The organism is Nocardiopsis salina YIM 90010 (assembly GCF_000341025.1).
In the GTDB taxonomy this organism is placed as follows: domain Bacteria; phylum Actinomycetota; class Actinomycetes; order Streptosporangiales; family Streptosporangiaceae; genus Nocardiopsis; species Nocardiopsis salina.
This window is the reverse complement of sequence record NZ_ANBF01000065.1, coordinates 1-13,907: the sequence shown is the minus strand read 5'-3', so window position 1 is coordinate 13,907 and position 13,907 is coordinate 1. Positions and strand designations below refer to the sequence as shown.

The following is a 13,907-nucleotide window of genomic DNA, read 5'->3' as shown; positions in this document are numbered from 1 at the left end:
CCCGCCGCTGCCGGCGGCCCTCCACCGCAAAGGCTGGTATCTGGCCATGTCGAACAGTCCGTCCGCGAAGGACCCGGCCACACCGAACGCCTCCTCCCCCGAACGGCCCGAGGACGAGAAGCTGCCGCCACGGCTGCTCTTCATCTACGGGCTCCAGCACATCCTGACCATGTACGCCGGCGCGGTCGCGCCGGCCCTCGTCATCGGCGCCGCCGCTGGGCTCGCGAACGACCCTGCCGCCATGGGCATCCTCGTCAGCGGCGCGCTCATCGTGGCGGGTATCGCCACCTTCATGCAGTCCGTGGGACACCGCAGTATCGGTGCACAGATGCCGATCGTGGTGGCCTGCTCCTTCGTCCCTGTCAGCGCGATCACGTCGCTGGCGGCGGGCAACGACGGCGAGAACCTTCCCGTGGCCTTCGGCGCGTCCCTGGCCGCGGGTCTGTTCGCCCTGTGTCTGACCCCGTTCTTCGGGCAGCTCATCCGCTTCTTCCCGCCGGTGGTGACCGGCACGATCATCACGGTCATCGGCGTCAGCCTGATGCCGGTGGCCGCCGACTGGATCATGGAGGACGAGTCCGTCGAACCCTCCGCCCCGCTGGGCAACATGGCACTGGCCGGGTTGACGCTCGTGGTGATCCTGATCGGTTCGCGTGTGCTCCCGGGGATCTGGGGGCGCCTGTCGATCCTCATCGGCCTGCTCCTGGGAACCTTGGTGGCGATCCCGTTCGGGATGGCCGACTTCTCCCGCGTCAACGAGGCCGACACCGTCTTCGACCCGACTTCGGTGTTCCAGTTCGGTGCCCCGCAGTTCGAGGTCGCCGCGATCGTCACCATGTGCATCATCATGCTGGTGGTGCTCACCGAGGGTGCCTCGCACATCATCGCGGTCGGCGAGATCACCGGCTCGAAGGTGGACGCCAAGCGCATCTCCGCGGGCCTGCGCGCCGACGTGAGCGGTTCGATCCTGGGCCCGATCTTCAGTGCGACCCCCACGAGCTCCTTCGCCCAGAACATCGGCCTGCTCGCGCTCACCGGCGTGCGCAGCCGCTACGTGGTCGCCACAGGCGCGGGGATCCTCCTGGTCCTGGGCATGTTCCCGGTGCTGGGCGGGGTCATGGCCGCCATCCCCGGCCCCGTGCTGGGCGGCGCCGGACTGGTGCTGTTCGGCAGCGTGGCTGCGAGCGGTATCAAGACGCTGGCCAAGGTCGACTTCACCGACAACCTCAACCTGGTGCTGGTCTCGGCGGCGATCGGTGTCGCGATCGTTCCGCTGGCCTACCCGACCTTCTACCAGCAGCTGCCCGAGGCGGTGGAGCTGGTGGCCCACTCCGGCATCATCGGTGCCGCGGTGGTCGCGATCGTCCTCAACATCTGCTTCCACGTGATCGGCCGCCGCCCGCAGGACGGTGCTCCGGCAGGCATCGAGGAGGAGGACATCGGCAGCGCCGGCCCCGGCGAGGCCAAGTACACCGACCACGCCGGTGCCGCCTACCGCGACGACGAGAGCGGGGAACGGCCCGGCGGTGACCGTTCCTGACCCCCGCCCCCGCGGGGAGAGCCGACCGGGAGGGGCAGCGCCCCCTCCCGGTTCGGCGCCTGCGCCCGTACCTGGTACTTCTGGGCCTGTGACCGACTGGGATCTTCGGAAGTTGCGGGTACTGCGGGCACTGTCGGAGCTGGGGACGGTGCGGGCCACCGCCGACGCGCTGTGCATGACACCCTCGGCCGTCTCGCAGCAGCTGTCCTCGCTCGCCCACCAGGTGGGCACCCCGTTGTTGGAGTCGCAGGGACGCGGGGTGCGCCTGACCGAGGCCGCCCGGGTGCTGCTGCGCCACACCGACACCGTCCTGGCCCAGCTGGAGCGGGCCGAGGCCGAGCTGGAGGGGTTCGCCCGCGGTGAGGCCGGGGGTGTGCGTGTGGGCGCCTTCGCCACCGCGATCCCCCGGCTGGTGGTTCCGGCCCTGGACACGCTCTCGCAGGAACGCCCCGGGCTGTCCACGCGCGTACACCAGGCCGACGCCGCCGAGGTCTACGAACTGCTCGCCGCGGGCGAGATCGACATCGGGCTGTCGCTGGCGGCCCAGGCCCCGGCCGGTCCGGACGGGCGCTACGACCGTTCCGAACTCCTGGCAGACCCGTTGGACGTGGCGCTGCCCGCGTCCCACCCCCGGGCCCGAGCGGAGCGGGCGCCCCGGCTGTCCGACCTGTCCGGGGAAGGCTGGATCTACGGCGCCTCCGGGCCCTGGCGGGAGATCACCCTGGCCGCATGTGCGCAAGCGGGGTTCGTTCCCGACCAGGCGCACGTGGCCTCGGACTGGCGGGCGATCCTGGACATGGTCGCGGCCGGGATGGGCCTGGCGCTCGTACCGCGTCTGGCCGCGGCGGGCCACACCCCCGGAACGGTGCTGCGGGTGCCCTCGGGGGACCGGCCGCGGCGCCACGTCATCGCGGTGGTACGGGCCGGCGCCGGGGAGCATCCCCGGATCGCGGCGGCGCTGGAGGCGCTGCGCCGGACCGCAGAAGGGCTCGACGAGGACAATGTTCAGATCTCCTGAACGTACTGATCAGAAACTTTCGCTGGTGCTTATCGGTTTCCGTTGAGACGCTGGTCGTGTCCCACCCACCGACACGACAGGAGCCCCATGAGCACCACCCCGGCTTTCGATCCCCTCTCCTACAACGCTCAGCCCTATCCCGGCGGCGACCCCTTCGCCGACTACAAGGAGAGCAAGCTCGACCTCGACGGCCTGGTCGACCTGGCCGACCGGCGGCTCGGCGGCGCCGTGGTGGCCGCCAACGACGAGTTCTTCGCCCACCGGGAGAACCTGCTCAAGACCGAGTCGGCCGTGTTCGATCCGCACGCCTTCGGACACAAGGGCAAGGTCATGGACGGCTGGGAGACCCGGCGCCGCCGCGGTGTGAGTGCCGAGCAGCCCCACCCCACCGACGAGGACAACGACTGGGCGCTGGTCCGGCTGGCCCTGCCCGGACTCGTGCGCGGGGTGAACGTGGACACCGCCCACTTCCGCGGCAACCACCCCACCGAGGTCTCCGTCGAGGCCGCCAGTGTGCCCGGAACCCCCACCACCGAGGAGCTGCTGGCCGCTGAGTGGACCGAGCTCGTCCCGCGCACGCCCGTGTACGGGCACGCCGCCAACGGGTTCGAGGTCACCTCGGCCCGCCGCTGGACCCACCTGCGCCTGAAGCAGTTCCCCGACGGCGGGGTCGCCCGGCTGCGGGTGTACGGCGAGCCGGTCGCCGACCCGCGGTGGTTGGCCGCGCAGGGCTCCTTCGACGTGGCCGCCCTGCTCAACGGCGGCGCTGTCGAGGACGCCTCCGACCGGTTCTTCTCCGCACCGGAGAACATCATCACCCCGGGTCGTTCGCACAAGATGGACGACGGCTGGGAGAACCGCCGGCGCCGCGACACCGGGAACGACTGGGTACGGTTCCGCCTGGTGGCGCAGGCCGAGGTGCGGGCTCTGGAGATCGACACCGCCTACCTCAAGGGCAACTCGGCCGGGTGGATCACCGTTCTGGCCCGTGACGCCCACGGCCCCGCCCCCGAGGCCTGGACCGAGGTCGTGGCACGCACCCCGCTGCAGCCGGACAGCGAGCACCGTTTCGTGCTGGACACCCCGGTCACCGCGACCCACGTGCGTACCGACGTCTTCCCCGACGGTGGCCTCTCACGCCTGCACGTGTACGGGTCTCTGACCGAAGCCGGCGCCCGGGCGCTCCAGGAGCGCTGGGACTCCGCCCAGGCCTGATCCTCACGGGTTCCGGAGCAGAGCGCGCCCCGTTCCGGCCCCGAGCCCCGTCCCGGACGCGGGCGGCCACGGCGCAGGGACCTTGGCCGGGCCACCAGCGGCTCCGCCCTCGCGGTCCGGCTGGTCAGCCCTGGGGCCCGGATGCTCGTTCAGCCCCAGGACGGACGCCCGGGTGCGCATGCGCACGGGCACCGTCCTCAGGAGCGTGTTCCGCACGGCAGCGTGCCGCCGCCCCTTCGACGAGGAAGACGTGCGGTGCCTCGTGGCGACGATGGTCCGCGGCGCACAGGGGCTGCCCCACCGCGGAAGGTGGCAGGCGCCGGGCGCCCGCCACCACCCTCGACGGACTGCTCCCCCGCCAGTCCGACGGCTCAGTCCTGGCGCTCGATCATGCGCCCGTCCGTGCTGGTGCCGTCGACCTCGACACCGCGCAGGAACGTGCGGCGCACCCGGCCGACCAGCTCGGCCCCGTCGTAGGCACTGACCGGGTTCCGGTGGCGCAGTTCGGCCGCGTGCACGGAGAAGGCCTCGTCGGGGGCGAAGACGGCGAGGTCGGCATCGGCGCCCGCCACCAGGGCCCCCTTGCCGCGCAGGCCCGCCACGCGGGCCGGGCCGGAGGACATCCAGGCGACGGTCTCCTCCAGGCCCACGCCCCGGCGGCGGGCCTCGGTCCACATCGCCGACAGCCCGACCTGGAGCCCGGACACCCCGCCCCAGGCCGTGCCGAAGTCGCCGGTGTCCAGGTCCTTCAGATCGGGGGTGCTGGGCGAGTGGTCGCTGACCACGCAGTCGATGAGCCCGTCGCGCAGGGCCGCCCACAGCAGATCGCGGTTGGCCTCGTCGCGGATGGGCGGGCAGCACTTGTACTCGGTGGCGCCCTCCGGGATCGCCTCCGCGGCGAGGGTGAGGTAGTGCGGGCAGGTCTCCACGGTCAGCCGCACACCCTCGTCCCGGGCCCGGGCGATGAGCGGCAGGGCGGCGGCGCTGGACAGGTGCAGGATGTGTGCGCGCACCCCGGTCCGCCTGGCCACGTCGATGACCCGAGCGATCGCCTCGTTCTCGGCGGTGTCGGGACGGGAGGCGAGGAAGTCCGCGTAGTCGCGCCCGGCGCAGTCCGGGGCCCGGTCGAGCACGTCGGGGTCCTCGGCGTGCACGATCAGGCGCCCGCCGAACGTTGCGATGGCGTTCGCGGCGGTCTCCAGCTCACCGGGCGAAAGGTTGCCGAACTCCTCCACCCCGGAGGGCGAAAGGAACGCCTTGAACCCGAAGACGCCCTGTTCGTGCAGGTCGGCCAGTTCCCCGGTGTGGCCGGGGGCGCTGTTCTCGGGCACTGAACCGCCCCAGAATCCCACGTCGATGGCGAGTTTGCCCTCGGCGGCGGCGCGCTTGGCGGCGAGCCCACCCACGGTGGTGGTGGGCGGAACGCTGTTGAGCGGCATGTCGACGAGCGTGGTGACCCCGCCCCGGGCGGCGGCGCGGGTGGCGGTGGCGAACCCCTCCCACTCGGTACGGCCGGGTTCGTTGACGTGCACGTGGCTGTCGACGAGCCCGGGCAGGAGCACCTCGTCCTCGGCGAGGGTGATCTCGTGGTCGACCGGGACGGCGGGCTCGGTACCTCGGGGCAGAATCTGCTGCACGGTGCCGTCGGCGACCACGACCGTGTGCGGGGCCAGGCCCTGCGGGGTGAGGACACGATCGGCGTGGACGGCGAAGCTGGGGCTGGTCATCGGCGTGTGTGGGCGCCCGCGGCGGGGCACCCGTCTCCTTCCTCGGTGCGTCCCGGGGCCGGACCGCGGCTGACCCGGCCCCGGTGGTGTGTGGCGCTACTGGCCGACGCGGCGGTGGGCCATGGCCACCAGTGTGGCGGTGTCGGTGCCCGTGGCCTCGGCGACCTCGGTCTCCTCCAGGGCACCGCATCCGAGACCGGCGGCGAGCACGGCGGCCAGGGCCTGCGCGGTGGCGGGCTCGTCCACCACGTTGCCGGAGACCTGGCCGAGGTAGGCGCGCAGGCGCTCGGCGGCGGGGGCGAAGGCCTCACGGTAGAACACAGCGGTGGCCAGGTGTCGGGTGACGAGCTGGTTGGGGTGCAGGTCCCAGCCCTGGTAGTACCCGCGCTCGAGGGACCGGCGCACCAGGCCGGCGTGCAGCCCCCAGGCCGAGCGCACCTCGTCGGTGGTCCCGGCGGGCATGATGTTGCTGCCCCCGTCGGAGAGCCACACCCCGGTGCCGGCCGCGGCGACCTGCATGACGGCCTTGGCGTGGTCGGCCGCCGGATGGGCCAGGCTCTGGTGGGCGGCGGCCACGCCCATGGAGGCGCTGTAGTCGTAGGTGCCGTAATGCAGTGCGGTGACCCGGCCCTGTCCGGCGCGGATCATCGGGGCGACGGCGGCGGTGCCGTCGGTGAGCATCACCGACTGCGGTGTCTCGATCTGCAGCTCGAAGCGCAGGCGACCGTGGGGCAGGTCGAGGCGGCGTTCCAACTGCCCGGTCAGCCAGACCATCGCCTCCACGTGCTCGACGGAGGTGATCTTGGGCAGGGTGAGCACTAGTCCCTCCGGGAGGGAGCCGTGCCCTTCGAGCAGGGACTGCAGGAACAGGGTCAGGCTGCGGACCCCGCGGTGGCGCCCGGCGGCCTCCATGCCCTTCATCCGGATCCCGAACCACTCGAGGGCCTGCCCCTTGGCCAGGTCCGTGACGAAGGCGTCGGCGACGGCCAGGACGTGGGTGTCCTCGGTCTCGTCGCCACGGTCGCCGTAGCCGTCCTCGAGGTCGGCCCGCAGGTCCTCGATCGGGTTCTGCTCGAGTTTGGCACGCACGCGGGGCAGGGCGTCGGCGACGGCGGCCTCACTGAGTCCGGTGGCGGCGGCCAGGTCGGCGGGGGTGGGGGCGTGCTCGTCGAGCGCGTTCAGGGCCTGGCGCCCCCAGTCGGCGGCCAGGCCCGCGTGCACCCGATCGGCGGGGACGTAGACGCTGTGCACGGGTTGGCGGGCGGTGCGGGCGCCGGGGTAGTCGCGGTCCAGTCGGGTGTCGGCCTCGCTGAGGCGGGCGTCGAGCCCGGCCGCGAGTGTGTCCACGCCCTGCAGGTCGTCCCTCGCCACGTGGCTGTCCTCCTCCGTCGGTGGGGGGTCCGGCCCTCGGATGAGAACCGGCCACGATTTCTACATGCGGATAATAACTTCTGCTATCCGGAACAACAAGGGTTCACTGTGGCTCATCCAGGCCAACCACTGCCCTAGAACCCCGTCCCGTGAGAAGCTGGTTTCGTATAGCAGAATGATCACCGTGACCACCGCGGCCGACAGCACGGGAGCACGATCCTTGGCACCCTCACAGACCCCCCGGACGGAGCCGTCCGCCGCCGTGGAGGACACACCCCGGCGCGCGAGCGGTGTCCAGTCCCTCGACCGCGCTTTCGCCCTGCTCGAGATCATGGCCGACTCGGGCGGCGAGGCCTCTCTGAGCCAGCTCGCCGATTCCTCCGGCCTGCCCCTGCCCACGATCCACCGCATCATCCGCACCCTGGTCGGCAACGGCTACGTCCGCCAGCTCCCCTCGCGCCGCTACGCCCTGGGCCCGCGCCTCATCGGCCTCGGAGACAAGGCCTCCCGCATGCTCGGCACGTGGGCCCGCCCGCACCTGGCCCACCTCGTCGAGGAGCTCGGCGAGACCGCCAACCTGGCCATGCTCGACGGCGACAAGGTCATCTACGTCGCCCAGGTCCCATCGCCGCACGCCATGCGCATGTTCACCGAGGTCGGACGCAGGGTCCTGCCGCATTCGGCCGGGGTCGGCAAGGCCCTGCTGGCCCAGCTCACCGACGACGAGGCCCTGGCCACGATCACCCGTACCGGGATGCCTGCCGCCACCGACCGCACCATCACTGCGCCCGAGGACTTCGTCAGCGAGCTGGGCCTCATCCGCGACCGCGGTTTCGCCATCGACGACGGCGAACAGGAGATCGGCGTGCGCTGTGTGGCCGTGCCCGTCGAGGGTGCCCCCTCGGGGATGGCGGTCTCCGTCTCCGGCCCCGAGGCCCGAGTGAGCTGGGACTTCGTCGACCACGCCGCCCCCATCGTGCAGCAGTGCGCCGAGGCCCTGGCCACCGACCTCAACAACCAGAGCTGACACCGGCCCGCCCCGGACACGACGAGGGCCCGGAGGAGGAACGCTCCCCCGCCGGGCCCCATGGCGGGGGATCTTGCTACCAGAGCCGGGTTCAGCGCCGATATTGGCTCCAGTAGCAAGATCCCCGGGGTTCTGCGCCGCCTCAGGTCTGCTGGTCGAAACCGAGCCGACGCAACAGCTTCGGGTCCCGCTGCCAGTCCTTGGCCACCCGCACCCGCAGGTCCAGGAACACCCGGTGCCCGAGCAACCCCTCGATCTGCTTGCGGGCCCGCGACCCCACGTCGCGCAGGCGTTTGCCCTTGGTCCCGATCACGATCGCCTTCTGGCTCGAGCGCTCCACGTACAAAGACGCGTAGATGTCGATGAGGTCCTTGCCGTCACGGGTGCCCTCGCGCTCGTCCATCTCGTCCACGACCACGGCGATCGAGTGCGGGAGTTCGTCGCGCACGCCCTCCAGGGCCGCTTCGCGCACCAGCTCCGCGACGAGCATCTCCTCGGGCTCGTCGGTGAGGTCCCCGTCCGGGTACAGCGGCGGCCCCTCCGGCAGATGTGAGCACAGGACCTCGGCGACGGTGTCCAACTGGAACTCGCCCTGCGCCGAGACCGGAACGATGTCGGACCAGTCCCCCAGCTCACTGACGGCCAGCAGCTGCTCGGCGACCTTGTCCTGGTCCACCAGATCGGTCTTGGTCACCACCGCCACCACCGGCGTGGAGGTCTGCTCCGCAAGCTCCTTGGCGATGTAGGTGTCGCCCCGGCCGATCGGCTCGTCGGCCGGGACGCAGAAAGCGATCACGTCCACCTCGACCAGGGTGGAACGCACCAGCGAGTCCAGCCGCTCTCCCAGCAGGGTGCGCGGCTTGTGCAGACCTGGCGTGTCCACGACGACGAGCTGCGCCTCGGGCCGGTGCACGATTCCGCGCACCGTGCGGCGCGTGGTCTGCGGCCGGTTGCTGGTGATGGCCACCTTCTGGCCGACCAGCGCGTTCATCAGGGTCGACTTGCCCACGTTGGGGCGGCCCACGAAGCACGCGAACCCGCTGCGGAACCCCTCCGGGTAGGAGGGCATCTCCAGCGGCAGACGCAGCTTCTCGAGGTCGAGGTCGTTCATGGGTCCTTCTCAGCGCTGGACGATGGACTTCGGCGCCCCGTCCGGGGCGGCGACCACCGTCACCTGGGTCTTCAGGTCGTCCGCGACAGCGCGGTCGTCCTCGGTCAACTCCTCGGCGTCTGTCACCACGACCGCCGCCTCCAGCGCGGAGGCCTCGCTGGAGACCGCCGCGGCCACCGCGGCCTGCAGCGCGCTCAGACGCAGTGACCGCAGTTCCACGGTCGTGGCCACGTAGGTGCGCCCGGTCTCGTCGCGCACGGCGGCGCCCTCGGGTGCGGCATTGCGTGCGCGGGAGGCCCGCGCCAGGGTGATGAGCTTGCCGTCCTCGGGGCCCAGCTCCGTCGTCTCCGTCACTGCTCCGTACTCCTCACGTGGGTCTCCTGTGCGCCCTGCTCGGTCAGGCGCTCCACCAGAACCGTCGTCATGCGGTTGCGGCGGCTGCTCTTGCCCTCCAGAGTCAGCCTCAGGCCAGCGTATTCGGCGCGGGCCCCGCCGGCCGGGACACGACCCAGCACGAACGCGACCAGACCGCCGACCGTCTCCACGTCGTCCACGTCCAGCTCGGTGTCGGGGAAGAGCTCGGCCAGCTCGCCCAACGGCAACCGGGCCGTCACGCGCACGCGGTCCTCGTCCAGGCGCACCACCGGGGGGATCTCGTGGTCGTACTCGTCGGTGATCTCGCCGACGATCTCCTCCACGATGTCCTCCAGCGTCACCAAGCCGGCCGTGCCGCCGTACTCGTCGATGGCGACCGCGACGTGGTTGCGCTTGCCCTGCATCTGGCGCAGCAGCTCGTCGATGGGCTTGGTGTCCGGAACGTACTGCGCGGGGCGCATCACATCCGCGGCGGTCAGGGGTGAGGCGTCGTCCGAACCGGCGCGCCAGCGGTCGCGCATGCGCTCGACCAGGTCCTTGAGGTAGACAATGCCGACCACGTCGTCCTCGTCCTCGCCCGTGACGGGGATACGCGAGTAACCGCTGCTCAGGGCGGTGGTGAGCACCTCGTCGGCGGGGGTCCCGCTCCCGGTGAAGACGATGTCGGGGCGCGGCACCATGACCTCGCGCACCGACGTGTCGTCGAGCTTGAACACCGAATGGATCATCTCGCGTTCCTCGGGGTCGATCACCTCCCCCTTCTCCGCGAGGTCCACGAGCTGGCGCAGCTCCACCTCCGTGCTGAAGGGCCCGTCCCGGTCGCCCTTGCCGCGCGGGGTCAGAGCACGCCCGGCGCCCACCAGCAGCTGCGCGAGCGGTCCCAGAACGACCTGCACCGGGTGGATCACGGCGGCGCTGGTGCGGGCGATCGGGGCGGCGAACTGGCGGCCCAGGATACGCGGGGCGATCGCGATGAGCACCGACTCGACCACGACCATCGCCACGGCGGTCAGGGCGAACGCGGTCCACCCCAGGCCCAGCAGGAACACCATGCCGACCGTGGCGGCCAGCACAGCGCACACCTCGCACACCACGCGCAGGAACAGCAGCACGTTGAGGTGGCGCGTGGGGTTCGCGGCCACACGGTCCCAGGAACGGGTCGCCAAGGTGGCACGTTCGGTGTTGGAGGTCTCGGGAACCCCGATCGACAGCACGCGGGTCACCGCGGCCTCCGCTGCCACCAGGAACCCGGCCACGGCGGTGAGCGCGAGAGCGATCGCGAATGCCGAGAGCCACTCGGCCGGTTCGCCGGTGCTCATCGGGGCCAGATCGGTCCAGGACGCTGGGTTCACCGGGACCTCTCGTCCCCGTCGGAGCGCGCGGCCTCGCTCTCGGCCCAGGACCTCAGGATCTCGCCCTGCAGCCCGAACATCTCCTTGTGCTCCTCGGGCTCGGCATGGTCGAAGCCGAGCAGGTGGAGGATGCCGTGCGTGCACAGCAGGTCGATCTCGGCCCGGGTCCCGTGGCCGGCCGTCTCGCCCTGGCGCTCGGCCACCTGGGGGCAGATGATGACGTCACCGAGCACACCCGGATCGCTGGTACGGCCGGGGCCGCCGGGGCGCAGCTCGTCCATGGGGAACGAGAGCACGTCGGTGGGTCCGGGCTCGTCCATCCAACGCACGTGCAGGTCGGTCATGGGGCTCTCGTCGACCAGGACGACGGACAGCTCCGCGAGCGGGTGCACGCGCATCGCGTCGAGCACGTGGCGGGCCAGACGGGAGAGACGCTCCTCGTCGATGCCGGTGACACCGGATTCGTTGGCGACCTCGATGGTCATCGCTACAGCAACTGCCTTACTTGGACGTGTGGGTGATCGAGTTGCTCGGGCCGAGCGTTGCACGGAGCCGGTGACCGCCGGTGCGGCCACCGGCTCCGTGCACAGTGTCCGTGGGTTCCCCGGGCGCACCGGGGACTCCGTCTCCCTAGTCTGCCCCGTACCCGGGCTCGTTCGGCTCGTCGCCGTCCGAGCCGGAGGACTCGCCCCGGTCCCGGCGCGGTGCGGCGCGGCGCCCGCGTTGGCCGCCGCCGCCCCGGCGATCGCCCTGATCCCCGTTCTGCTGGGCGTCGTAGCGGCCGTAGGCGTCCACGATCTGCCCGACCAGCTTGTGCCGGACGACGTCCTCGCTGCCCAGACGGGAGAACGCGATGTCGTCGATGTCACCCAGGATGCGCTCGATCGTGCGCAGACCGCTGGTCTGGCCGCCGGGCAGGTCGACCTGGGTGACATCGCCGGTGACCACGATCTTGGAACCGAAGCCCAGGCGGGTGAGGAACATCTTCATCTGCTCGGGCGAGGTGTTCTGTGCCTCGTCCAGGATGATGAAGGAGTCGTTGAGCGAGCGTCCCCTCATGAACGCCAGGGGCGCGACCTCGATCGTCCCGGCCGCCATCAGCTTCGGGATGGACTCGGGGTCGAGCATGTCGTGCAGGGCGTCGTAGAGCGGGCGCAGGTAGGGATCGATCTTGTCGTAGAGGCTGCCGGGCAGGTAACCGAGGCGTTCGCCGGCCTCCACCGCGGGGCGCGTGAGGATGATCCGGTTGACCTCTTTGTCCTGCAGCGCCTTGACCGCCTTGGCCATCGCCAGGTACGTCTTGCCGGTTCCCGCGGGACCGATACCGAAGACCACCGTGTGCCGGTCGATGATGTCGACGTAGCGCTTCTGGTTGACGGTCTTGGGGCGGATCGTCTTGCCGCGGTTGGACAGGATGTTGGTCGTGAGCACCTCGGCGGGGCGCTCACCGCCGGCACCGAGCATGTGGATCATGCGCTCGATGGTGTCGGGGGTGACGTGGGTACCGCTCTTGGCGAGCTCGATCAGCTCCTCGACGAGGCGGACCACGACCGCGGTCTCCTCGGGGGTGCCGCTGATGGTGAACTCGTTGCCGCGCACGTGGATGTCGCTGTCGAAGGAGCGCTCCAGGGTGCGCAGGAGCTCGTCACCCGACCCCAGCAGGTTGACCATCGTGTGCTCGTCGGGCACCACGACCTTGACCTGAGTCTCGTGCCGCGGCTGCGTGTGGATTGTCTCGGCCATGGTGAGGCCTTGCGGCCGCTGTCCCTACCCTTCGGTCCGGCCCCACCCCGGTGCGGGTGGGTACGTGTGTGCGTGGCCCGGAACCCCGATTCTACCAACGGGACCCGGGCCGCTTCGATCCACTTCTGCCGCCTGTGGACAGGCCTTTCTACCCGGGGGGCCAGTTGAGGCCGCGACCACCCAGGACATGGGCGTGCAGGTGGAAGACGGTCTGCCCGGCGCCGCTTCCGGTGTTGAACACCAGGCGGTATCCGGTGCCGGCGATGCCCTCGGCCTCGGCCACCTCGTGCGCCTCCTGGACCACCTCGTCGACCAGGCCGGTTCCGGCCGCCGCCGCCGACGCCGCGTCGGGGTGGTGTTCGCGCGGAATCACCAGCACGTGGGTGGGGGCCTGGGGGTTGATGTCGCGGAAGGCGAGGGTGCGCTCGCCCTCGCGCACGATCTCCGAGGGCACCTCGCCCTTGGCGATCTTGCAGAAGAGGCAGTCTGCCTCGGCCATCGGGAACCTCCGTTTCCTCGAGGGTGTTCCGGCCCCATCATGCCGCAGGCCGGGCCCGTCCGCCCCGGAGCGGCGGGAGCCACGGGTTCGTGGGTGTGCCCGGTTCCGGCGCGATAGGCTTTTCACCCGTGCGCGTCGGCCTCGACGGTCCCGCCCCCTTCCACGCGTGTTCGGACGGCAACGGATGGAATCGCACCACGACTTGGAAAAGAAGAGGTATGCCCTTTCGTAAACCCCGCGACAAGGGTGTGCGTCGAACCGATGTGACGACAGAAACCATGGTGGCCGGAGCCACCACGGCCCCCCTCGCGGTGGAGTGGGACGCCGACCACGCGGTGACGGAGCTCTACAGGGAGCACTACCGGCCGCTCGTGCGGCTCGCCTCCCTCCTGGTCCGCGACCACGCGACCGCCGAGGAGGTCGTGCAGGACGCGTTCGTGGCCATGCACGGGGCCTGGCGGCGCCTGCGCGACCCGAACAAGGCCCTGTCCTACCTGCGCCAGGCGGTCGTGAACAAGGCCCGGTCGGTCCTTCGCCACAGGGCGGTCGTGGAGAAACACGCCCCCAAGGCCCTGCCCGACGCCCCCAGCGCCGAACACGGCGCCATGAACATGCTGGAGCGCGAGGCCGTGATCCGCGCTCTGCGCAAACTCCCCACCCGTCAGCGCGAAGCGATCGTGCTCCGTTACTACGGCGACCTGTCGGAGGCGCAGATCGCCGACGCGATGGGCATCAGCCGAGGCGCGGTCAAGAGCCACACCTCACGCGGGATCACCGCACTCCGCTCTGTTCTGGAGCAGACGACATGACCAGCCCACACGACAACCACGACGAGTTCGAGGCGCAGCTGCGTCAGCTCCTCAAGACCGAGGCCGATTCCGTGCAGCCCTCCGCCGAAGGGCTCAACCTGATCCGTGAGAGAACCGAGA

13 protein-coding genes are annotated in these 13,907 nt (G+C 71.0%); 5 read left to right on the top strand and 8 right to left on the bottom strand.

What is annotated here, in order from left to right:
- The first annotated feature begins 46 nt into the window (after positions 1-46).
- From D474_RS0106610 to alc, 3 genes are all read left to right on the top strand, one after another.
- Positions 47-1,540, top strand: a complete 1,494-nt coding sequence (locus D474_RS0106610; RefSeq protein ID WP_017612800.1) for a nucleobase:cation symporter-2 family protein — start codon at positions 47-49, stop codon at positions 1,538-1,540.
- Positions 1,541-1,628: 88 nt separating this feature from the next.
- Complete coding sequence (locus D474_RS0106605; protein WP_017612799.1) at positions 1,629-2,558, top strand: LysR family transcriptional regulator; 930 nt, start codon at positions 1,629-1,631, stop codon at positions 2,556-2,558.
- An 87-nt stretch (positions 2,559-2,645) separates the two neighbouring features.
- Positions 2,646-3,773, top strand: a complete 1,128-nt coding sequence (gene alc, locus D474_RS0106600) for an allantoicase (protein ID WP_017612798.1) — start codon at positions 2,646-2,648, stop codon at positions 3,771-3,773.
- A gap of 371 nt (positions 3,774-4,144) precedes the next feature.
- On the opposite strand, the gene allB is transcribed toward alc, so the two are convergent.
- Positions 4,145-5,500 carry an allantoinase AllB gene (allB, locus tag D474_RS0106595; RefSeq protein ID WP_017612797.1) on the bottom strand — a complete coding sequence of 452 codons (1,356 nt, stop codon included), beginning with the start codon at positions 5,498-5,500 and terminating at the stop codon, positions 4,145-4,147.
- A 96-nt stretch (positions 5,501-5,596) separates the two neighbouring features.
- Positions 5,597-6,871, bottom strand: a complete 1,275-nt coding sequence (locus D474_RS0106590; protein ID WP_017612796.1) for a DUF6986 family protein — start codon at positions 6,869-6,871, stop codon at positions 5,597-5,599.
- 175 nt (positions 6,872-7,046) lie between these two features.
- On the opposite strand from D474_RS0106590, the gene D474_RS0106580 reads away from it, so the two are divergent.
- A complete protein-coding gene (locus D474_RS0106580; RefSeq protein ID WP_275040772.1) occupies positions 7,047-7,898 on the top strand; it encodes an IclR family transcriptional regulator in 852 nt (283 codons plus the stop codon).
- 142 nt (positions 7,899-8,040) lie between these two features.
- On the opposite strand, the gene era is transcribed toward D474_RS0106580, so the two are convergent.
- The 6 genes from era to D474_RS0106550 all read right to left on the bottom strand — a co-directional run bounded on the left by era (position 8,041) and on the right by D474_RS0106550 (position 12,978).
- Complete coding sequence (gene era / locus D474_RS0106575; RefSeq protein ID WP_017612793.1) at positions 8,041-9,009, bottom strand: GTPase Era; 969 nt, start codon at positions 9,007-9,009, stop codon at positions 8,041-8,043.
- A 9-nt stretch (positions 9,010-9,018) separates the two neighbouring features.
- The gene (locus D474_RS0106570; protein WP_017612792.1) at positions 9,019-9,363 is read right to left on the bottom strand and encodes a hypothetical protein; all 345 of its coding nucleotides are present in this window, start codon (positions 9,361-9,363) and stop codon (positions 9,019-9,021) included.
- Positions 9,360-10,736 carry a hemolysin family protein gene (locus D474_RS0106565; RefSeq protein ID WP_017612791.1) on the bottom strand — a complete coding sequence of 459 codons (1,377 nt, stop codon included), beginning with the start codon at positions 10,734-10,736 and terminating at the stop codon, positions 9,360-9,362. Before D474_RS0106565 ends, D474_RS0106570 begins: the two co-directional genes overlap by 4 nt.
- Entirely contained in the window at positions 10,733-11,221 is a 489-nt protein-coding gene (ybeY, locus tag D474_RS0106560) for an rRNA maturation RNase YbeY (protein ID WP_017612790.1), read from the bottom strand. Before ybeY ends, D474_RS0106565 begins: the two co-directional genes overlap by 4 nt.
- Before the next feature lie 145 nt (positions 11,222-11,366).
- A complete protein-coding gene (locus D474_RS0106555) occupies positions 11,367-12,479 on the bottom strand; it encodes a PhoH family protein (protein WP_017612789.1) in 1,113 nt (370 codons plus the stop codon).
- Positions 12,480-12,627: 148 nt separating this feature from the next.
- A complete protein-coding gene (locus D474_RS0106550; protein ID WP_017612788.1) occupies positions 12,628-12,978 on the bottom strand; it encodes a histidine triad nucleotide-binding protein in 351 nt (116 codons plus the stop codon).
- A gap of 278 nt (positions 12,979-13,256) precedes the next feature.
- On the opposite strand from D474_RS0106550, the gene D474_RS0106545 reads away from it, so the two are divergent.
- Complete coding sequence (locus D474_RS0106545) at positions 13,257-13,787, top strand: SigE family RNA polymerase sigma factor (RefSeq protein ID WP_017612787.1); 531 nt, start codon at positions 13,257-13,259, stop codon at positions 13,785-13,787.
- Positions 13,788-13,907 lie beyond the last annotated feature (120 nt).

Excerpts from the sequence above, each read along its gene's own strand:
- D474_RS0106610 (WP_017612800.1), top strand. The coding sequence starts at position 47 with ATGTCGAACAGTCCGTCCGCGAAGGACCCGGCCACACCGAACGCCTCC.
- alc (WP_017612798.1), top strand. The coding sequence starts at position 2,646 with ATGAGCACCACCCCGGCTTTCGATCCCCTCTCCTACAACGCTCAGCCC.
- allB (WP_017612797.1), bottom strand. The coding sequence starts at position 5,500 with ATGACCAGCCCCAGCTTCGCCGTCCACGCCGATCGTGTCCTCACCCCG.
- D474_RS0106580 (WP_275040772.1), top strand. The coding sequence starts at position 7,047 with ATGATCACCGTGACCACCGCGGCCGACAGCACGGGAGCACGATCCTTG.
- era (WP_017612793.1), bottom strand. The coding sequence starts at position 9,009 with ATGAACGACCTCGACCTCGAGAAGCTGCGTCTGCCGCTGGAGATGCCC.
- ybeY (WP_017612790.1), bottom strand. The coding sequence starts at position 11,221 with ATGACCATCGAGGTCGCCAACGAATCCGGTGTCACCGGCATCGACGAG.
- D474_RS0106555 (WP_017612789.1), bottom strand. The coding sequence starts at position 12,479 with ATGGCCGAGACAATCCACACGCAGCCGCGGCACGAGACTCAGGTCAAG.
- D474_RS0106550 (WP_017612788.1), bottom strand. The coding sequence starts at position 12,978 with ATGGCCGAGGCAGACTGCCTCTTCTGCAAGATCGCCAAGGGCGAGGTG.
- D474_RS0106545 (WP_017612787.1), top strand. The coding sequence starts at position 13,257 with ATGGTGGCCGGAGCCACCACGGCCCCCCTCGCGGTGGAGTGGGACGCC.